This window comes from Tsuneonella sp. CC-YZS046, from assembly GCF_035581365.1.
Lineage (GTDB): Bacteria > Pseudomonadota > Alphaproteobacteria > Sphingomonadales > Sphingomonadaceae > JAWKXU01.
Map to the genome: position 1 here is coordinate 440,868 of NZ_CP141590.1, position 18,986 is coordinate 459,853.

General features: G+C 62.3%; 22 protein-coding genes and 1 tRNA gene. 16 read left to right on the top strand and 7 right to left on the bottom strand.

Annotation, left to right across the window (positions count from 1 at the left end):
• Window positions 1-3 precede the first annotated feature (3 nt).
• The 5 genes from U8326_RS02160 to U8326_RS02180 are packed head-to-tail and all read left to right on the top strand — an operon-like array spanning window position 4 to window position 5,224.
• Window positions 4-2,097 (top strand): PQQ-binding-like beta-propeller repeat protein, encoded by a 2,094-nt coding sequence (locus tag U8326_RS02160; protein ID WP_324742061.1) that lies wholly within the window; start codon window positions 4-6, stop codon window positions 2,095-2,097.
• 24 nt (window positions 2,098-2,121) lie between these two features.
• Window positions 2,122-3,390 carry an aromatic ring-hydroxylating oxygenase subunit alpha gene (locus U8326_RS02165; RefSeq protein ID WP_324742063.1) on the top strand — a complete coding sequence of 423 codons (1,269 nt, stop codon included), beginning with the start codon at window positions 2,122-2,124 and terminating at the stop codon, window positions 3,388-3,390.
• Window positions 3,387-3,737 carry a hypothetical protein gene (locus tag U8326_RS02170; protein ID WP_324742064.1) on the top strand — a complete coding sequence of 117 codons (351 nt, stop codon included), beginning with the start codon at window positions 3,387-3,389 and terminating at the stop codon, window positions 3,735-3,737. Before U8326_RS02165 ends, U8326_RS02170 begins: the two co-directional genes overlap by 4 nt.
• A 45-nt stretch (window positions 3,738-3,782) precedes the next feature.
• A complete protein-coding gene (locus tag U8326_RS02175; protein WP_324742066.1) occupies window positions 3,783-4,307 on the top strand; it encodes a VOC family protein in 525 nt (174 codons plus the stop codon).
• A 17-nt stretch (window positions 4,308-4,324) separates the two neighbouring features.
• Complete coding sequence (locus U8326_RS02180; protein ID WP_324742067.1) at window positions 4,325-5,224, top strand: sugar phosphate isomerase/epimerase family protein; 900 nt, start codon at window positions 4,325-4,327, stop codon at window positions 5,222-5,224.
• Between the two features lie 138 nt (window positions 5,225-5,362).
• Here the strand turns inward: U8326_RS02180 and U8326_RS02185 are convergent, their stop codons facing one another.
• Together U8326_RS02185 and U8326_RS02190 are read right to left on the bottom strand one after the other, a co-directional pair.
• A complete protein-coding gene (locus U8326_RS02185; protein ID WP_324742068.1) occupies window positions 5,363-5,539 on the bottom strand; it encodes a YegP family protein in 177 nt (58 codons plus the stop codon).
• On the bottom strand, window positions 5,464-5,937 hold the full coding sequence (locus U8326_RS02190) for a hypothetical protein (RefSeq protein ID WP_324742069.1): 474 nt from the start codon (window positions 5,935-5,937) through the stop codon (window positions 5,464-5,466). Before U8326_RS02190 ends, U8326_RS02185 begins: the two co-directional genes overlap by 76 nt.
• Before the next feature lie 419 nt (window positions 5,938-6,356).
• On the opposite strand from U8326_RS02190, the gene U8326_RS02195 reads away from it, so the two are divergent.
• From U8326_RS02195 to U8326_RS02245, 11 genes are all read left to right on the top strand, one after another.
• Entirely contained in the window at window positions 6,357-7,595 is a 1,239-nt protein-coding gene (locus U8326_RS02195; protein ID WP_324742070.1) for a tyrosine-type recombinase/integrase, read from the top strand.
• Window positions 7,592-8,311 (top strand): hypothetical protein, encoded by a 720-nt coding sequence (locus U8326_RS02200; RefSeq protein ID WP_324742071.1) that lies wholly within the window; start codon window positions 7,592-7,594, stop codon window positions 8,309-8,311. Before U8326_RS02195 ends, U8326_RS02200 begins: the two co-directional genes overlap by 4 nt.
• Window positions 8,312-8,377: 66 nt before the next feature.
• Window positions 8,378-8,590: a helix-turn-helix domain-containing protein gene (locus U8326_RS02205; RefSeq protein ID WP_324742072.1), complete on the top strand. Its 213-nt coding sequence runs from the start codon at window positions 8,378-8,380 to the stop codon at window positions 8,588-8,590.
• On the top strand, window positions 8,587-8,862 hold the full coding sequence (locus U8326_RS02210) for a hypothetical protein (RefSeq protein ID WP_324742074.1): 276 nt from the start codon (window positions 8,587-8,589) through the stop codon (window positions 8,860-8,862). Before U8326_RS02205 ends, U8326_RS02210 begins: the two co-directional genes overlap by 4 nt.
• Window positions 8,859-9,302, top strand: a complete 444-nt coding sequence (locus tag U8326_RS02215; protein ID WP_324742075.1) for a hypothetical protein — start codon at window positions 8,859-8,861, stop codon at window positions 9,300-9,302. The genes U8326_RS02210 and U8326_RS02215 overlap by 4 nt, the downstream gene beginning before the upstream one ends.
• Window positions 9,299-11,329, top strand: coding sequence for an AAA family ATPase (locus U8326_RS02220; RefSeq protein ID WP_324742076.1), 2,031 nt, complete (start codon window positions 9,299-9,301; stop codon window positions 11,327-11,329). Before U8326_RS02215 ends, U8326_RS02220 begins: the two co-directional genes overlap by 4 nt.
• Window positions 11,330-11,374: 45 nt before the next feature.
• A complete protein-coding gene (locus U8326_RS02225; protein ID WP_324742078.1) occupies window positions 11,375-11,800 on the top strand; it encodes a hypothetical protein in 426 nt (141 codons plus the stop codon).
• A 150-nt stretch (window positions 11,801-11,950) separates the two neighbouring features.
• Window positions 11,951-12,412, top strand: coding sequence for a hypothetical protein (locus U8326_RS02230; RefSeq protein WP_324742079.1), 462 nt, complete (start codon window positions 11,951-11,953; stop codon window positions 12,410-12,412).
• Complete coding sequence (locus U8326_RS02235) at window positions 12,409-12,642, top strand: hypothetical protein (protein ID WP_324742081.1); 234 nt, start codon at window positions 12,409-12,411, stop codon at window positions 12,640-12,642. The genes U8326_RS02230 and U8326_RS02235 overlap by 4 nt, the downstream gene beginning before the upstream one ends.
• Window positions 12,635-13,339, top strand: coding sequence for a hypothetical protein (locus tag U8326_RS02240; RefSeq protein WP_324742082.1), 705 nt, complete (start codon window positions 12,635-12,637; stop codon window positions 13,337-13,339). Before U8326_RS02235 ends, U8326_RS02240 begins: the two co-directional genes overlap by 8 nt.
• On the top strand, window positions 13,336-14,727 hold the full coding sequence (locus U8326_RS02245) for a phage terminase large subunit (protein WP_324742083.1): 1,392 nt from the start codon (window positions 13,336-13,338) through the stop codon (window positions 14,725-14,727). Before U8326_RS02240 ends, U8326_RS02245 begins: the two co-directional genes overlap by 4 nt.
• 28 nt (window positions 14,728-14,755) lie before the next feature.
• Here the strand turns inward: U8326_RS02245 and U8326_RS02250 are convergent, their stop codons facing one another.
• The 5 genes from U8326_RS02250 to U8326_RS02270 all read right to left on the bottom strand — a co-directional run bounded on the left by U8326_RS02250 (window position 14,756) and on the right by U8326_RS02270 (window position 18,772).
• Entirely contained in the window at window positions 14,756-15,199 is a 444-nt protein-coding gene (locus U8326_RS02250) for a hypothetical protein (protein ID WP_324742085.1), read from the bottom strand.
• Between the two features lie 104 nt (window positions 15,200-15,303).
• Window positions 15,304-15,379: transfer RNA gene (locus U8326_RS02255), tRNA-Thr, on the bottom strand.
• Window positions 15,380-15,397: 18 nt separating this feature from the next.
• Complete coding sequence (locus U8326_RS02260) at window positions 15,398-16,321, bottom strand: hypothetical protein (RefSeq protein ID WP_416385500.1); 924 nt, start codon at window positions 16,319-16,321, stop codon at window positions 15,398-15,400.
• Window positions 16,285-17,607, bottom strand: coding sequence for a replication-associated recombination protein A (locus U8326_RS02265; RefSeq protein ID WP_324742086.1), 1,323 nt, complete (start codon window positions 17,605-17,607; stop codon window positions 16,285-16,287). Before U8326_RS02265 ends, U8326_RS02260 begins: the two co-directional genes overlap by 37 nt.
• A 4-nt stretch (window positions 17,608-17,611) precedes the next feature.
• On the bottom strand, window positions 17,612-18,772 hold the full coding sequence (locus tag U8326_RS02270) for a glycosyltransferase family 1 protein (RefSeq protein WP_324742087.1): 1,161 nt from the start codon (window positions 18,770-18,772) through the stop codon (window positions 17,612-17,614).
• Between the last annotated feature and the right edge of the window lie 214 nt (window positions 18,773-18,986).

Below are 18,986 nucleotides of genomic sequence, written 5' to 3' on the forward strand. Positions count from 1 at the left end.
GTGATGCGCAAGAAATCAGGGCTGTGCCTGCTGTCGCTGTTGGTTGCCTTGGCGCTTCCGGCGATCCTTTCGGCTGGCGCGCAGGCATCGGTGGCGCCCGCGCCTTATACGGAGCAATGCGCGGGATGCCATGGCCGCACATTGCAGGGCGCCTTTGGGCCGGCGCTTTCCGGCGATGCGTTCCGCAAGAAATGGGCGGGAAAGGTGGCGAGCCTGCGGGCTTATATCGCCAAGAGCATGCCGCCGGGGCAAGCCGGGGTGCTGAACGGCGCCCAATATGACCAGGTCACCAGATATATAGCGGACGTCAACAAGCTGGGCAGCCTGGCGGCGGACGATGCCGCTCCGCCCCCGCAGGCCCCTGCCGAAGCGGAAGCTGCCGTTTCCGAAGGAAATGTCGCGGGCGGACAATTCGGCGAAGCCGATTTCGACGACGATGGCTTCAAGGCGGAGATGGAACGTCGCCGGAAACTTCTGGCGAGTCTGTCAGAGGTCACCGATGCGGAATTGCTCGCGCCTGCGCCGTCCGATTGGCTGCAATGGCGCCGCACCTATGACGCGCAGGGTTTCTCGCCGCTCGCCGGCATCAACCGCAAGAATGTCATAAGCCTTGGAATGCGCTGGAGCCTGGCCCTGCCCCAGGGCACCAACCAGATCGCGCCGCTGGTCCATGAAGGCGTGATCTTCGCCAACAGCGCCGGCACGGTGATGGCGATCGAGGCCGACACGGGCACCGTGCTGTGGCAATACAGCCGCCCCGCCAAAGTCAAGCCGCTCGGCCCCCCGGTGACAAATCCCCGCAGCATGGCGCTGTATGGGCACAGCCTGTTCGTTCCCACCGTCGACAATCACATGCTGGCTCTCGATTTCCGGACCGGAGAGCTGTTGTGGGATCATCACGTCGAAGGCCCGGGCGAGATGCTGCGCATGACAGCCGGGCCGGTGGTGGTCCATGGCAAGGTCATCCAGGGCATATCCGGCTGCGCGGGAAGCTATGTCCCGGGCGGCTGCTTCATCGTTGCGCTGGATAGCCGGACGGGCAAGGAACTCTGGCGCTTCAACACGATCGCCCCGCCCGGGTCGCCCGACGATAGCTGGAATAGTGCGCCCCTGGATGAGCGGGTCGGCGGATCGGTGTGGACCACAGGCAGTTACGACCAATCCACCGGCCTGGTCTATTTGGGTACCGGCCAGACCTATCGCATCAAGCCACTGATGGAAAAATCGGCCGCGGGCCAGCGCGATGAAGCGCTGTATACCAACACCACATTGGCGCTGGAGCCGGATAGCGGGAAGCTGGTCTGGCATTACCAGCACATGGCCCGGGAACTGTGGGATCTGGACTGGTCGTTCGAGCGCACGCTGGCCACGATCCCCGTCGATGGGAAGCCGCGCCGGGTGGTCATGACCATGGGCAAGATCGGCGTTCTCGACGTGCTGGACGCCAGGACCGGCGACTATCTCTTCTCGCGCGATCTGGGCTTGCAGGATCTGGTGACGGACATCGATCCCAAGACCGGGCGCAAGACCATTCGCGCAGGCGCGGAGCCGATCGCAAACGAAGCCGTGCCGATCTGCCCGTTCCCCTCCGGCATAAGGAATTTTCCGGCGACGTCCTATGACGAGCGTTCCGGAACCCTGTACATTCCCGGCACGGAATCCTGCATGAACTATATGTGGCGCCCGCAGGAAGCCGATTGGGACATTGCCTATCAGATGCTGCCGAGGCCGGACAGCGACGGCAAGTTCGGCCGGGTGGATGCCATGGATGTGCGCGGCAAGGCGAACGGCTGGAACGTTCGCCGGCGCGCCGGGCTTTCCAGCGCGGTCGTGGCCACACAAGGAGGGCTGCTGTTTGAAGGGGCTCTCGACCGTTATTTCCGGGCGCTGGACAGCTCATCCGGCAAGGAACTCTGGTCGGCTCGCCTTCCCGATGTTCCGAATGCCTTTCCAGTAAGCTATGCTGTGGGCGGTAAACAGTGTATCGTCATCACGACTGGCGGCGGCGGTCCAACGGATGCAACCTACAGTGCGTTTACTCCCGAGAATAAGCGCACCGCCTCCGCCACGATCATGTTCGCGTTTTGCGAACGATAGAAACGGGTCCGGAGAGAGAGTTTCATGAACAGTCCCCTTGAGAGCAGCACTTTCGACATCGACCATCGGTTCACCCAGCAGTCCGGTCTGTCGACTGGTCCGGTGCCGTTGGAACCCTATTATTCGGAGGAGTTCTATCAGGCGGAGAAGGAGCAGATCTTCAAGCGCGCCTGGCTGGTGATCGGGCGGGTGGAAGATATTCCGGAGCCTGGCGATTTCATGCGCCGCGATGTGACCATCGCCGGCGTTTCCGTGCTCCTCACGCGCACCAAGGGCGGTGAGATCCGGGCCTTCCACAATACCTGCTCGCACCGCGGGACGGAAGTGGTGATGGCGCGGGAAGGCAAGGCATCGCGCTTTGTCTGCCCCTATCACAACTGGACCTATCGCAACGACGGTTCCCTGATGGGCGTGCCGGACGAGAGAGCGTTCTTCGGGGTCGACAAGAGCAAGTGCGGGCTGGAGCCGATCGCGGTGTCCATCTGGGAAGGCTACATCTTCATCAATCTCCAGAAGGCTCCCGAAGTGACGCTGGAGGAGTTTCTGGGTCCCCTTGCGGATTATCTGGCGGGCGTGCCCTATACTTTCCCCGACAATGCCTTTGTCGTGCGGGCGGATGTGGGCGCGAACTGGAAGATCGTGTCCGACGCTTTCCTGGAAAGCTACCATATCCCGGCAATCCATCCCGAAACGATCGGGGCGACTTTCTCGTCCAACGAGAATCCGTTCGCGCGGCTGCTCGATGCCAAGCTGCTGGGCCAGCACGCCCATGTTTCGATGTATGGGAATCCGAACTTCGAATTGCAGGAAAAGCACAAGATCGATCGCGTCGCGCAGAAGCTGGAAGGTGCCGGCAGCGTCATTTCCGCCAACAAGCTGGACGACATGCAGCAATTCCTCGCGCATCCGGTCGTGAACCCGACGAAGACGAGCGGATGGTCGATGGATTCCGTGCATATCTTCCCGCACACCCATATCAACTGGGGCCCCGGGGGCTTCTGGCTGCACCAGTTCTGGCCGTTGGCGGTCGACAAGACACGGCATGAAGCGCGCTTCTTCATGGCCAAGCCCATGACGATGCGCCAGCGCCTGCAGCAGGAGCTTTATGTCGCTCGCGTGCTGGAGGTCATCGCGGAAGACCTGTGCAACATGGAACGCACCCAGCGCGGGGTGAGCGCGGGAGCCAAGCAGTTCATGCAATTGCAGGACAATGAAGTCGCCATCCGGCGTTCGATCGACAATGTGATGCGCTGGGCCTCTGCCGGCACCGTGAAGGAGGCACTTGCAGCATGAGCGACGCAAATATGTTGCCGGCCGAGTTCGCGGATCTGGAGCGGTTCGTCGCGCATTGGGCGAAGCCCACGGTGAATGAGCGGGTCGATGCCAGGTGCCGCAGCACCATGGCCGAGATCACGGAATTCTACGATGCGCTGATCGTGCGTGCGAGCGATATTCTGGATTACCTCGATCAATTTCCGCTGCATGACATGCCGGAGGATGCGGCTCGCCTGGCGCAATTGCTGCTGGCGCTAGTTCAGGCATCGGTTGCGGTGGAAATTCAGGGGCAGCCCTTGCCGCCCAAGACGGAATATCCGTTCCGGGTCGAACTGGTCGGGGGTGTGGCTCCATACGGATATTAGGGCGCGCCGGCAGGAACGGCGTGCTTTCATGATAGGGAGAGATTGATGTTTGCTGGTGCGAATGCGCTTGTTCAGGGCGCATGGTATGTGAGGGATCTGGATGAGGCCCTGGCGATCTGGATCGAGCGGGGGGCGGGTCCCTTCCGGGTTGCCCGGCATATGGTGATCGATACGGAATATCGCGGGCAGCCATCCCAGCTCGAACTCAGCGTGGGCTGGGGCCAGTTCGACGGGATGCAGGTCGAATGCGTCCAGCAACACAACGACGCTGCCTCTGCCTTCAAGGACAGCTATCCGGATGGCCCGCCCCCGGGGATCGGTGGCATCCATCACTTCGGCATGATCAATCATGATTATGACAAGGCGCTTGCCGGATGCCTCTCGCAAGGCTTCCAGCCCGCGACGTCGGGCAATTTCAACGGCACCCGCTTCGCCCATGTCGACACGCGGGAGGCCTATGGCTTCATGACCGAGCTTACCGAAGGCACCGAGGCTATCCTGACCTTTTATCGCGACGTCGAGGACAGCGCGCGGAACTGGGACGGCAAGGACCCGATCAGGCCGCTTTGAGCCGGGGAGGTATGCGGATGGCTTCTGAGACTGGCCGGGGCCTTGCCCCTTCCAGCGAGCTGGATCTGGTGTTCTGGCCGGTCGGGCATTCCGCGCTCAGTCTTCAGGAGCATCTGGAGATTGCCAAGGCCGGAAACTTCACCAGCCTTGCGATCGCGCCGAACCGCGCCAAGGCAATGATGCAGCAAGGTCTGACGGCTGCGGACCTTGTGGAAATGGCTGCCGGGCACGGAGTGCGCTACACCCAGCTCGACGGCATTGCGACCTGGGTCAAGGACTGGCGCGCGACGAAGGGCGATCCCGATCTGAATGCCTGGATCGAGGGGCTTTTCGATATCGACATGGTGGAAGCGCTGGAGATTGGCGCGGCGCTGGGGGCGCAAGCCGCGGTGGCCGTTCCCTTCTTCGATGAAGGCAGCATTCCGCATGACCGGCTTGTCGAGGATTTTGCGAAATTTTGCGACATATCCGCCGGATACGGAATTGAAATTCATATTGAATTCATTCCATTCTGGGGCCTTCGCGATCTGCCGGCGGTGTGGGACATCGTATCGGCGGCCGATCGCGGAAATTCCGGGATCGTGGTGGACACCTGGCACCTGCAAAAAGGCTCGCGCGATTTTCGGCGGGATATGGAACTGCTTCGCGCCATCCCCGGAACGTTCCTGAAGCATGTGCAACTGGCGGATGCGGATCTCGCCGCCCATGCCGACACCTTGGCCGGAGACGTGATGTTCCGGAAATTTCCCGGCGAGGGGGAACTGGAGATCGCGGAGATGCTCTCCATCATCATGGAGAAGGGGCAGTTGCGGAGCGTCGGCCCGGAAGTGGTCAATGCCAACCTCGCGGATATGGCAACCCTGGAAATCGGTGAGCGCGCAGGGGCGGCCACAAGAAAAATGCTCAACCGGGCCTGACCGGAAGGTGCCTGACTATCTCCAGGCGGAAGATAACCGGCCGCTTCGCGGCGTGCAGCAGGATCAGGCCAGCCCCCGATGCGGATTATGGGGTCCGCACGCCGGTGCAAACCCCATGCTCATGGGCGGACGCGAAGATCAGCTGTTGTCTTCGACCGGCGCATCCGGGCCGTTTTTCTTGATGGAGTCGATGGCGTTCTGCGCCGATGCCCTGGATTTGTAGCCTTCGGTCGAGAACATCACCTCGGAATTATACTTGAAGCGGGCTCGGAACTCGCCCGCCTTGTCCTTGTATATCTCGAATGTGTGCGCCATGCTTTCCTCCTGTTGCTAACGGGTTGATCGAAAACGAGCTTGTCATTCGGCAGGTAGTGGCGACCTTCGATCCGCACTTCGCTGCCTCGCCAATTGACAAGAATGCATGGCTTGGTGGACGCAGGCAGATCCGGGTTGGCGGCATATTCGAGCGCTGTATTCAGGGTCATGCCTCCGATTTCCGGGTGATATTCGCCTTTGCGTTTGACCGCGATGATGGCCGGCGCCTTGACCCAGCCTGGCGAGGCTATTTGCGCCGCGACATTGAGCGAGGTCAGCATCCCGATCCAGGCAAGGCCCGCCAGGAACATCACCGCGCCCGCGCCCATGCAGCCCAGCAGGGCGCCATAGCCAGCCGCGTCCAGCCCAAGCTCGCGCCGCGCGACCAGCGGCAGCATCGCCCAGAGCGCGCTGGACCTGGAAGGCGGAATCGACTATCCATTATTATGGCCAATATTGTGGATTGCCGATCCTTTCGGATACTTGCGGCAAGTGATGGAACGCGCTTCGCCCGCCGGATTCTTCCATTACCTTGAATGGCCACGGCGGATAGTTACCATGTGGTTGCCGGAAGGCCCACGGGCCTGGAATTACACGGCAAGTCTTTGAAAATATGGTGCCGGCTACAGGATTCGAACCCGTGGCCCCCTGATTACAAATTTGCGTTTGGTCGTTCTCTCGCATTGCCTGCCATTGCATAAAGTTGCAGAAAACCGCTGAATCCCTTGCCATTATCGTACCTACCGTTGTATGGTGTTGCTTACCGTTCCTGAAACGGTGCTTATTCAGTGCTTATTATCGAGGCTGGTAATCACGCATGGCAACGATCACGATCCGGGCAGTCAAGGCATTCCAGGCGGATGAAAAGCCCGCCTTTCTATGGGATGACGAGGTGCGGGGCTTTGGCCTGTTGGCGCAGCCATCGGGCAGCAAGACCTATGTGTTCCAGTATCGGGCGGGCATAGGGCGCGCAGGCAAGGTGCGCCGCGTCACGCTCGGCAAGCACGGCAACCTTGCCCCCGATGAGGCGCGCAAGCTGGCCAAGGGGCTGGCAGCGGAGGTGGCCAAGGGCGGCGACCCGGTCGGGGACCGCAAGGCCAAGGCGGCGAGACAGGCGCTTACACTCAGCCAAGTGCTGGACAGCTTCATTGCCGATCACGCCAAGCAGAACCTGAAAGAAAAGACGTGGGCCGAATATGAGCGGCTGGCGGACAAGATCATTAAGCCTGCGCTCGGCGCAATCGAGGTTGACGCACTTAAGACCGAGGACGTTGCGCGTTTCTATCGGGATGAGCGCAAGCAGGCGGCTACACAGGCGAGTTTAGCTGTTCGGGTGTTATCGTCTGCATTGTCTTGGGCGCAGGAACATGGTTTGCGCGGCGTTGGACCTAACCCGGCGCGGATCCGGCTGGCAGGCACCCGCAGGCGCGAGCGGCTGTTTAGCGATGCCGAGGTTGCCCGCATTCTGGCCGCGCTCGACAAGCTGGAAGCGGACAACACCATTTGCCCCCAGGCGGCGCTTGGCGTGAGGTTGCTCTTCGCCACGGGATGCCGCGTTGGCGAGATATGCGCCCTGCGCTGGGAAGATGTTGACCTTGAAGCCGGAGTAATCCGCTGGGGTGACACGAAGACCGGCTATCTTGAAAAGCCGATCACGGGGGAAGGGCGGGCCTTGCTGAAAGCCGCGCCCCGCATTGTCGGCAGTCCATGGGTTTTGCCTGCCATCACAGCGCCCATGAAGGCGCTTCGCCTTGAGATCGTGCGCGAGGCGATGGAAGAGGCGATGAGCGCGGCCAGCGTCGAAGCTGGCGAAAATGCCAGCCTGCACCTGATCCGGCACTGGTTTGCCACGAAGACCTATAACAACCCGGCCATCGCCCTGCCGGTCGCCATGAAGATCGTGGGGCACAAGTCGGTCGCGGCGGCGATGCGATACGCTCACCCGCAGCGCGAAGAGATCGCCAAGGCTGCCGAGGCGGCATCGAAGCTCCGTACGGCATCGGTGAAGGCCGCAGCCAAGCGCGGCAAGGTTGTGCAGATGGCAGCGTCAAAATGAGTGCGTGGGATGACTATCAGAGAGCGACCCGCCACTATTGGCTGGCGCACGTCACGCCGGAGTCCGTCGCGGCCGCGCTGGCGGACTTCTCGCTGCAACCGCAGGTAAGCTTTGATTGGATTGCCGAGGCGATCAAAAGTGTTCCGACTGGACTAAGCCCGTTTGAATGGGACGGTTGCGAAGCGTTTACCGGACGGGCTTGGCCGCCAAATCGAACCACGGCGCGGGATGCGTGGAGAGATTTGTCCGGGGCTATCGGGGCCGTTTTTGAGATAATCTTGGAAAAGCAGCCCGAATTGGAATCCGGTATCAACGAGGATGATTCTCGGCGCATTCAGGCAGCAAGAGAGGCGCTAGGTGATCTATGGGATGTAGCCCGCTCGCGCGAGACTATGGACGCGGAGCCTAGGAAATATCGAAGCACTGCGGCCAAGGAACTACGTATCGAGCAGGCGCTAGTGCTCTCCATCATTTTTAGGCGCGCGTTCGGCAGAGACGCGACAATCGACAACAGGGAAGTCACCGCAGGCGGCCTGTGGCCAGACTTTTACCGACGCATCATGGCATTGGCTTTCGATGCTCCGATAACGCGGCGCGATGAAACTGTGCTGGATGAGGCGCGCTCGCAAGTGCTCGAAATCCGTAGGCGGATGCGTGAAAGATTTGGGGCAGGCGAAGACGACGAGGGGTATTTGTATTTTGGATTAGAGAATTAATAAACCCCCGTGCAACGCAACTAGCAGCGCGACAAATGGTGAGCCTCTGCAAACGGAGGCAAACCAATGGACCCGCAAATCAATACAGAATTGCTAGTGGTAAAGGAGGCGGCGGATTATTGCCGTCTCAGCCAGAGCTATCTCAACACCTTACGCGTTAGCGGTGGCGGTCCGGCCTTTCTCAAGCTTGGCAGCGCCGTCAGATATCGTCGTACCGATCTCGATGCATGGCTGGAATCCCGGCTTGCCCGATCAACTAGTGCGCGGGAGATGGCATGATGGACCGCCCCGCACTGGCCGCGATCTGGCCGCCGACCGCTGCCGTTGCAGCCCTTGCCGGGCACAACCCCAAGTCACCGATGCAGGCGATCCGGGAGAAGTGCCTGGATTGCACCGGCTATCAGCCATCCGAAGTGGCACGTTGTGAGAGCGTGATTTGCCCGCTGTGGCCGTTCAGGGCTGGAAAGCATCCTTACACCGCATCGGCGCTGAAAAAGGCCGCCCTGGACGCATCTTTTGAGAAAACAGGGGCGGTTGAGGGGGAGTCATGACGATGCAGACAGCATGGGAGGCCGCCGTTGCGGCGGAAAAGTTCGCCCGTTCGACGATGGAACAATACCGCGCCGAGATACTTGTCCCCGCCGATAAGGCGTATGCTGAGGGGCGGGCGACGTTTCAGCATTTGAGCGGCGCGGAGGAAGGTTGGGAACCCTACACGTCTGCCCTTGCCGACGCCCTTGATGCCATGATCCTGACGCCTGCCCCGACGCTGGCGGACGTTGTGTTCAAGTTGGAACGGGGGCTGGCGGACGGCGCGTTCGATGGGCGCGGCGACACCAACCGGAAGATCCGCGTGGTGGTGGAGGATGTTCGTCGCCTTGGCATCAATCAGTTTGCCGCTTCCAAGACAGAAGCGGCATCTGTCACCGAAGGCTGGCCGCTGTTTAGCAATTGCGATGATGACACGCCGCCGGAGGGTGATGCCGCGTGAACGCCGACACCTTTGCGCCAATGATGCGCGATGTGGCGATAGCCCTTTTCGGGCTGCCGAACCAGCGCCTTAGCAACGCCGAAACGCTGCGCTGGGGGAATCATGGCAGCCTCAAGGTCGATCTGGCTGATGGCGTCTGGCACGACAAAGAGGCCAACGAAGGTGGTGGCGTACTCGATCTGGTTATGCGTGAACGCGGCTGCGACAAAGCCGGTGCGCTGGCGTGGCTGGAAGGGGAGGGGTTGATCGCGCCTCGCGAACAGGCCCCCGGGAAACCCATATTTTACGACTATCGCGACGAAGCCGGCGCGGTGTTGTTCAAGGTGGAACGACGCGGCAAGGGTAATATCCCGCCTTTCCTCCAACACGGGCCGGACGGCAATGGCGGCTTTGTAGCGCGCAAGGACATTATGCAGGGCGTGCGCCTGGTTCCATACCGTCTGCCTGAGCTGATCGTCGCCGATCCTGCTGCCATCGTTTTCATTTGTGAGGGCGAGAAGGATGCCGACCGACTAGCGAGGCTGGGGCTTGTCGCAACAACTAGTCCGGGGGGCGCGGGCAAGTTTCGGGCAGAGTTCGCGCCGCTGTTTGCCGATCGTCGTGTGGCGGTCCTGGAAGACAATGATCAGGCCGGCCGAGATCATGCTGCGGATGTGGTGGCGAAACTGGACGGCGTTGCGGCCGATGCGGTTGCACTCAAGTTACCGGGGCTTCCGCAAAAGGGCGATGTTTCGGACTGGCTGAACAACGGCGGCTCCGCTTTTCAGCTTCTCCAGATTGCCGAGACGGCACTGGGAACGGACGCACTGCCATTGCCGACGCTCGATCTTGCCGCGCTGGCAAAGACCCGCGCCAAGGCCAAGCCATTCGCGATCGAACGCATTGCGCCGCTGGCCGAGACAACGTTGTTCACCGGGCCGGGATCGGCTGGCAAGAGCCTGTTAGGGCAACAACTCGCCACGGCTGGTGCGGCTGGACTGCCCTGCCTGGGATTGAATGTGCAGCCGGGGCCGACGCTCTATCTCACCTGCGAGGATGATGCCGAGCAACTGCACTGGCGGCAGGAGCACCTTTGCGCCGCTATGGGGTCCAGCATGGCGAGCCTGGCCAACAAGCTACACCTGGTAAGCCTCAGGGGCGAGCTGGGCAACGAGCTGGCGACGTTCACGCGCGACGGTAAGATGACACCGGCCGTCACATTCCAGCGTATAGCCTCGATGCTTCGGAAAACCGGCGCGAAGCTCGCCTTTCTCGATAACGTGGCGCACCTGTTCACGGGCAATGAGAATGACCGTGGCGACGTGACACGGTTCGTCAACCTGCTGAACAGGCTGGCCGGGGAAACCGGCGCGGCGATCGTGCTGCTGGGGCACCCGAACAAGCATGGCGACGAATGGAGCGGATCGACCGCATGGCCCAATGCCGTTCGCTCACGGATATACCTGGAGCACGATGAGGATAGCGACATCCGCACCCTCACGCTGCCTAAGGCCAACTATGGGCAGAAGGGCGAGGTTGTCCGCTTCCGATGGTTCGATTGGGCGTTCTGGCGTGACGAAGACTTGCCTGCAGATACCCGCGCCGAGCTTGCCGAGGTCACCAAGGCCAATGGCGAGAACGCTGCCTTCCTTCGCTGCCTCGCCCAACGCACGAAAGAGCGCCGGCACGTCTCCGAAAAGGTGGGAGCCAACTATGCTCCCAAGATTTTCGCCACCATGGTCGAGGCGAAGGGGATGAAGAAAGAGCGGCTGGTCGAGGCTATGGACCGGCTGTTTCGTATAGGTGCAATCGAGCGTGGATTCCTCTGGCGAGACACCGCCGAGGGCAAGGATATTTTCGGCCTCCGGGAAACCGGAAACGTAACCGGAAACCGACCGGAAACTACTTCCGCAAACGACCGGAAACCCGCAGAGAGCGACCGGAAAACACACCCTATAGATACTACGTATCAATCAGGCGCGGCCTCTCAGTCCGCCGCGCCCGAAGACGATGACCTAGATTGGGGCGACAATGGGGAGGGCGAGTAGAGCTATGCCCGCCTCTCTCTTTCGCGCTCCAAAAAAGGCTATGCGATGACCGGCGAGATTCGGACCCGCCTGCGGCGGCTGGCGGACGATTGCGAAGAGCGGGCACGCCGGGCGGATAGCGCCGATGCGCGAAGCCTGTTCCACCAGACCGCGATGCTGGCGCGTAAAGCTTCACAGCAACCCTACCAGACCGAGGGGGACTTGCAGGGCTGGCTTGACGCCATGAGCGCCCAGGCAGGCGTGGCGCGGTTCCTGGACGGCGATCCCGTGGACTATGCCACCTTTCAGCCATCGCGGCGACCGGCACGATTGCTGAGTGCTCGCCAGCTTGCCGACCTGTTCGGGATGACGGAACGCGGCGCGCGAAAGGCAATCGAGCGGGGGCATCGCAGGCGGATTTATGGCTTCCATCGCGACGGCAAGAGGTGGCTTGCGGAGCGAGATGCGTTCGGAAATCTGATCGGCAATTAGTAGGGAACCCATACCAGAACACGAAATGTCGTGCTTTTTAAGCAACACTGCCAATCCAATAAGCACGGGATAATCACGGCAGTCACGAAGCCGCTTGATCCACCAGTTCCGTTTCAGTTCCGCAAAACCCCGATTTGCTATGCAGCGGTCATGACGTTGCCGACCATCCCCAAGCCCCGCACCCGGCGCGGCCCTGCCCCCAAGCAGCCACCAGCCAATGCGGCGGACCTGATCCGCGACCTTGCCGCCGATGGCTGGGCGATCCTGGGCATCGCGAAGCGGCTGGGCACAAGCAAGGATACCTTCGCCCGCTGGCTCGATCAGAACCCGGATTTGCAGGAAGCGTTCGACGCGGGCCGGGAGAACGAACGCTATGCGCTGCACAACATGCTCTACCGGCAGGCCATGGAGCACGGCAACGCCACGGCGGCCATGTTCCTGCTGAAAGCGCGCCACGGATACCGCGAGGGCGACCAGAGCCAGACCGGCGGACGCGTCAATGTCACCATCGCCCTGCCCGGTGCGATGACGCTGCAACAGTTCACATCGATCGGCGCGAAGGCAGCGCCGTCCGCTGTTCCAACAATCGAAGGAAAGGAAATCGTTCAATGACCGAGGATAAGCTCGCACTGATGCGCCGCATCGGGGCATCGCTCAAGACTATCGGTGCAGCATGCGCCGAGAGCTTCAACCATGCCTGTGCTGGCAGCACGACGCCGTTGCAGCCCTTGGACGAACGGCTCGGCCAGGAGGTTCGGAACCTGCGCCGCGATGGCCAGGGTCAGCTTGCGGATGCCCTGCTGGCTTTTCGTGACGAAATGGGAGCGAATGACAATGGCTAGAATTGCCCACCACAAGGTCCGCGCGCTGGGAGCAATCGCTGAACGCATGGCGCGATCAGTCGGCGAGAAGGGCGACAACGCGGCAGCACGCCGGTTTCTGGCCGAGGTCAATCGCGTTCATGCGGGCGCGGCGGCACTGGACAATGTGCGTGCCAACCGCAGTCCTCTCGACACGGCGGAAGGCCATGCGCTGAAGGTCGGCAAGCTGGCGAAGAAGTTCGACAATGAGGTCACGGCGGTCATCAATCGCTCTGGTGAAATATGGCGCGAGGGAATGAGCGACGTGCAGCGCCGGATCGACGAGAAGATCGATCTGAAACCGAATGCTTTTGCGGAGGAAATCCGCGCGACTTTTCGCACAATGAACCGGAAATCGAAGGTGGAACTGCTCGGCCAGCTCGTGAAGGAAAACAGGGGGCCGGAGCTTGCCGCCATCGTGAAGGCTCCCTCTATTCTGTCCGGAATCAGCGATGCGGAACGGGCGGATTATGAGCGGGCCATTATTTCCATGCATGCTCCGAAGGAACTGGCGGAACAGACATGGCTCGATGAACTCTTCGATTCGGTTGGCATCGTAGCGACAACTTCAAGCGGCCTCGTGCGCGACTTCATGGATCCCGGTGAGCTTGCTCGCATAGAACGCGCAGAGGCTTCCGCGGTAGAAGCTGGCGAAGCGTTCGACCAGTCGCTGCAATGAACCTCGAGCTAAACCCGTTCCAGGAGCGGGTGATGATGCTGCCCGAGGAGGTTGACGCGTTCCTTGGCGGGGGGCGCGGCGGTGGCAAGTCCTACGGCCTGGCACTGCTGGCGCTTCGCCATGTCGAGCAATACGGCACCGCTGCACGCATCCTGTATATTCGGCGCACCTATAAGGGGCTGGCGGATTTTGAACTGATTGCCCGCGACTTGTTCGGTGCGGTCTATGGCGGAGCGGCGCGCTATAATTCGGCGGAACATGTCTGGCGCTTCCCCAACGGCGGCTATCTGGAATTAGGCCAGCTCGAATCCCATGCCGACTACGCCAAATATCAGGGCCGCACCTTCACATTGCTGCTGGTGGACGAGGCGGGCCAGTATCCCGATCCGGCCTTGCTCGACATTCTCCGGTCCAACCTGCGCGGGCCGAAGGACGTGCCTATCAGGGCGGTTGTCGCGGCCAATCCGGGAGGGGTAGGGCACTACTGGCTGGCAAAGCGGTATGTGTTCAAATCAGCCCCCTGGACGGCTTTTCTGGAAGAGAAATCGGGGCGGCAATGGGTCTATGCCCCTTCGACCTTCGCGGGCAATCAGTTCATTGATCGGGAGCAATACGCCGATCAGCTACGCTCAAGCTGCCCCGACGATGCCGAGCTTTTAAGAGCTTGGACGGATGGGGATTGGGCAATAGCCCGTGGTGCCTATTTCGCCAGCGTGCTCGATGAAAGTCGCAACGCCGTGGACCCGTGGCAAGCCGTGCCGGAAGCGCTTGGCCACGGTTACGGGCCTGGAAGGCTATGGCTGACATATCTGGCACACGACTTCGGGAGCAGCGCGCCGAGCGTAACCTATATCGTCGCGCGTTCGCCGGGTGCCGAGGGACCGGACGGCAGGTTCTACCCTCGCGGCAGCCTGGTGCTGATTGACGAGCTGGCGACCTGTAAGCGCGATCGACCGAGCGAAGGCCTGGGCTGGACCGTTCCCATTCTGGCTGAGGAAATCGTCGCCATGTGCAAGCGCTGGGGAGTCAGGGCGCAGGGTGTCGCTGATGACGCGATATTTGCACAGACCGGCCATGGCGCCGGAAGCATCGCGAACGAGTTCGGGCGGTGTGGCGTTCATTTCCGTCCTGCTCGCAAGGCCGATCGGCTGACTGGCTGGACGATGATGCGAAGATTGCTGGCAGACGCCGGTAAGCCCGACGTGCCGGGCCTCTATATCTCGCGTGTCTGCGAATATTTCTGGTCAACCGTTCCGTATCTGGCGCGGGACCAGAAGCGCGTGGAAGATGTAGATTCAAGCGGTCCGGACCATGCCGCCGATGCGGTGAGGTATGGGTGCCTGCGGCGCGATGATCGCATTCAGCGTGTTAGGCTTGGTGGGGTTTGAGGCTCACAACATCGACAGGCCGAGTAATCTACTTCACCAGCGACATTTGCCAAATATGACCAGCAAGATAAGCTAGGGCTCCCACAAACAAATTCCAGCGTTGCCAGGTCATCCAAAATAGCGGCTTAGCCGCCGCGCTTTTCAAGTCGGTCTTTCCGCGTTCAAACTCTTCCGTAAGATAGATATGCGCCTCTGGAAGCTGCTCATAGGCGTTTTTCTTGAACTGGATTATGTTGAAATTGAGCGTCAGAAACGACTGTCGCCGTTGAAGGGCGACGAGTCCGCTAAAGAAGCTGATCGCCCAGAATATGACAGCTGCGCCGATCGGAATCATGGCAGGTGAAAACGGCTCTCCGGAAGTCTGGTGCACAGCAAATGCAATTCCACCACCCGCCGCGCCCAGCACGAAGTGAATGAACTGCGACATTGAGCGCTGCAGTTCGCTATAGATGTCCAGAAGGCCATCGCTCATTTCTGCAACCTCACTCCCACCAGTCGCAGTCGCTCGCCGTGCTTATTCGGTGCTTAGCGAGACCCCATGACAGACTGGAATTATCATATAACCCATTGATTTTATGGTGCCGGCTACAGGAGTCGAACCCGTGGCCCCCTGATTACAAATCAGGTGCTCTACCAACTGAGCTAAGCCGGCACGCATCGCCCCTCTGCTTCAAACCGCGCCAAAGGTCCAGCCCTCCGTTCGAGCGATTTCATCGGTCATGCCCTTGGGCGCCCAAAGGCCGGGGCGATCCGCAACCATGCGCAGCCATGCGGCGGTGAGGAGTGCATCGGCGCTGTGATCGTCGATCGGGCCAGCGCCGGGCAGGGGCGGGCAGCCCAGGGTTTCCAGCGCGCAATTCAGCTCCTGCCGGTCCTTCATCTTGCTGCGCGAAGCGGTGCGCCCCCCGGCGATCGCGGCAAGCGCCGTGTAGATTTCCACGATGACGGAGCCGCGCGCGGGCAGCGGGTCGATCGGCCAGACCGGTAGGCGCCCCGTCAGCCGGTGCAGCATCCGCATCCCCGAAAGGCTGGATTTGCCGACCTGCGCCGCGCCGACCAGGTTGAAATTGCTGTAGGGCTTGCAGCCCATCGCGGCCTGGGCCTGCTCGGTCACGCGGAAGCGGCCGCGCCGGTGGCCGGCCTTGGCATGGTGGAAGCGATCCCCCTCGCGCGCACCGTGCCGCCGGAAGTAGCGGGACGCGACCGGATGATCGACGAAGCTGCCCACGGTGAGATGCGGATCGTCCGTGCAGATTTCCTCCACCAGCGCCCACAGCCCATGCGCGTCGGCCGGGCTGCGCTCCCAGCCCGGGAAGAACGCGCCGCAATCGGCAAAGGGCATGGAGGTGCCGAGGTCGAGCCCCACCAGCGTATCGCCGGGCAGCTCGCGCCGGAGATAATCCAGCACGCCTTCGCGCGACCACGCGCCGGTCGGCCGAACCAGCCGTGGCGGCCCGCCATCGTGCCCGCAGATGGCGACCGCGATCCCCTTCTGCCGCTCGCCCGCCGCACCGGACCAGTCAATCGCGGCAAAATGGCGGAACCGGCCGGGCCGCATCAGCCGCGCCGTTCGCGCCGCTTCTTGTCCCACCATTCCATCCGCTCGATCACCTGCCGTTCGAAGCCCCGCTCGACCGGCTGGTAATAGGCTTGCGGCTCCATCTCTTCGGGCCAGTAGTCCGCGCCGGAAAAGCCCTCCTCGGTATCGTGGTCATAGGCGTAGTCCTTGCCATAGCCAATGTCCTTCATCAGCTTGGTCGGCGCGTTCAGGATATGCGCCGGCGGGCTGAGGGAGCCGGTTTCCTTCGCACTGGCCCAGGCCGCCTTCTGCGCCTTGTAGGCGGCGTTCGACTTGGGCGCGGTGGCGCAATAGAGGCAGGCCTGCACGATCGCCAGCTCGCCTTCCGGGGAGCCGAGGAATTCATAGGCATCCTTGGCGGCAAGGCATTGGGTCAGCGCTTGCGGGTCGGCCAGCCCGATATCCTCGCTGGCGAAGCGGGTCAGCCGCCGCAGCACATAGAGCGGCTCCTCCCCGGCCGTGAGCATCCGCGCGAGATAATACAGCGCGGCCTGCGGATCGGACCCGCGCAGGCTCTTGTGAAGGGCGGAGATCAGATTGTAGTGCCCTTCGCGATCCTTGTCGTAAACCGCGACCCGGCGCTGGAGGAACTTGCCCAGGGCCGCAGGGTCCAGCGGCTCCGCGATATCGGCGGAATAGAGCGTTTCGGCCTGATTGAGCAGGAAGCGCCCGTCGCCATCCGCCGAGGCCACCAGCGCTGCCCGCGCATCCGCCGTCAGGGGCAGGGGCCTGCCTTCCAGCGCTTCGGCCCGGTCGAGCAGCACGCCCAGCGCGGCGGCATCCAGGCGGTGCAGGATCAGCACCTGCGCCCGGCTGAGCAGCGCGGCGTTCAGGGCGAAGCTCGGGTTCTCGGTGGTCGCCCCGACCAGCGTCACGGTCCCGCGCTCGACATAAGGCAGGAAGCCATCCTGCTGCGCCCGGTTGAAGCGGTGGATCTCATCCACGAACAGCAATGTGCGCTGCCCGGCCCTGGCCGCCGTTTCCGCCTCCGCGAACGCCTTCTTGAGATCGGCGACGCCCGAGAACACCGCGCTGATCGCCGCGAACCGCATCCCCACCGCATCGGCCAGCAGGCGGGCGATGCTGGTCTTGCCGGTGCCGGGCGGCCCCCACAGGATCATGGATGACAGCCGCCCCGCACCCACCATCCGCCCGATCGCGCCTTCGGGGCCGGTCAGATGCTCCTGGCCAATGATGTCGGAAAGCTGGCGCGGCCGCAGGCGGTCGGCCAGCGGGGCATCCGCGCGCGGCTGTTCGGAAGGGGCAGAGGGCGAAGGCTGCTGACCGAACAGATCGTCCATCGGCTCAGTTCCTGTCGATTGCCTGCCGCTGCCGCACGAGGCGCAGATAGGTTGCGGCGACGGCATGGTTGATGCGGTCCCAATCGAAATCCTGGCTACGCGAATGGCCCGCCTCGCCATGCGCGCGGCGCAGCTCCGGCTGTTCGATATAGGCGCGCAAGGCTTCCGCGAACTGGCGGATCGCGCCGGGGCGGACCAGCCTTCCGGAAATGCCGTCATCGACCAGGCTTTCGCTGCCGGTGGCCTCCGCCGCGACCACGGGCAGGCCGCAGGCCATCGCTTCCAGCGTCACATTGCCGAACGTCTCGGTGATCGAGGGATTGAACAGCACGTCCATGCTGGCCACCGCGCGCCCCAGATCGGCGCCGTGCTGGAAGCCGGCGAAGCTCGCATCCGGCAGCCGCGCCTCCAGCCAGCCGCGCGCCGGCCCGTCCCCGACGATCAGCAGCTTGTGCGGCACCCGGTTGCGGCGAAGCTCGTCCACGGTGTCCGAGAACACGTCCAGCCCCTTTTCCATCACCAGCCGGCCCAGGAAGCCGATTGCAATATCGTCGTCGCCGATGCCATGCGCGCGCCGCCAGGCGAGATCGCGCCGGTTCTGGTTGAAGGTGTCGCGGTCCACCCCGCGCGACCAGAGCGAGATGTCGTAGCTCATCCGCTGGTCGCGCAGGACCTGCGCCATGCTTTCCGAAGGGGCCACCAGCGCGTCGCAGCGGCGGTAGAAGCGCCGCATGATCGCTTCCAGCATCGGTTCGGTAAAGGCCAGCCCATAGTAGCGCATGTAAGTCTCGAAACGCGTATGGACCGAGGCGAGCACCGGCAGGCGCCGGTTGCGCGCCCAGCTGAGCGCGCGGTGGGCCGAAATGTCGGGCGAGGAGAGATGGACCACATTGGGCGCGAATTTCCTGAGGTCGCAGCGCACCCTGGGGGACAGGCCCATCGGCATCCGGTATTCCTTGCGGCCGGGGATCGGGAAGGACGGCAGGCCGACCAGCGTGCCGGTCGCCTCGAAGGCGGGATTCGCCACCGTGGGCGCATAGACGCGCACTTGCGTGCCCTGCCGCAACAGATAATCCACCAGCCGGTTCAGGGCCTGGTTGGCGCCATCGCGGACATAATTGTAGTTGCCGCTGAACAGCGCGATGCGAAGTTCGGAAAGTTCCATTGCGGCCGCGCTTCTAGGGCCGATTGCGCGCGATGGCGAGCCTGAGGGAACGGAAAAAGCCGTGGCTGGATCGTTTTCCTCAGGGAAGAAGGTATTCCCTTCGCCGCAAGCCGGAGAGAGAAGGGCGGAAGACCGGCAGCCGCCGGCCGGCCCTCTGCCCTGAAAAGAAACCCACCGGCGCAGGAAAGGGGGCAGTCTGCGCCGATGGGCCAGT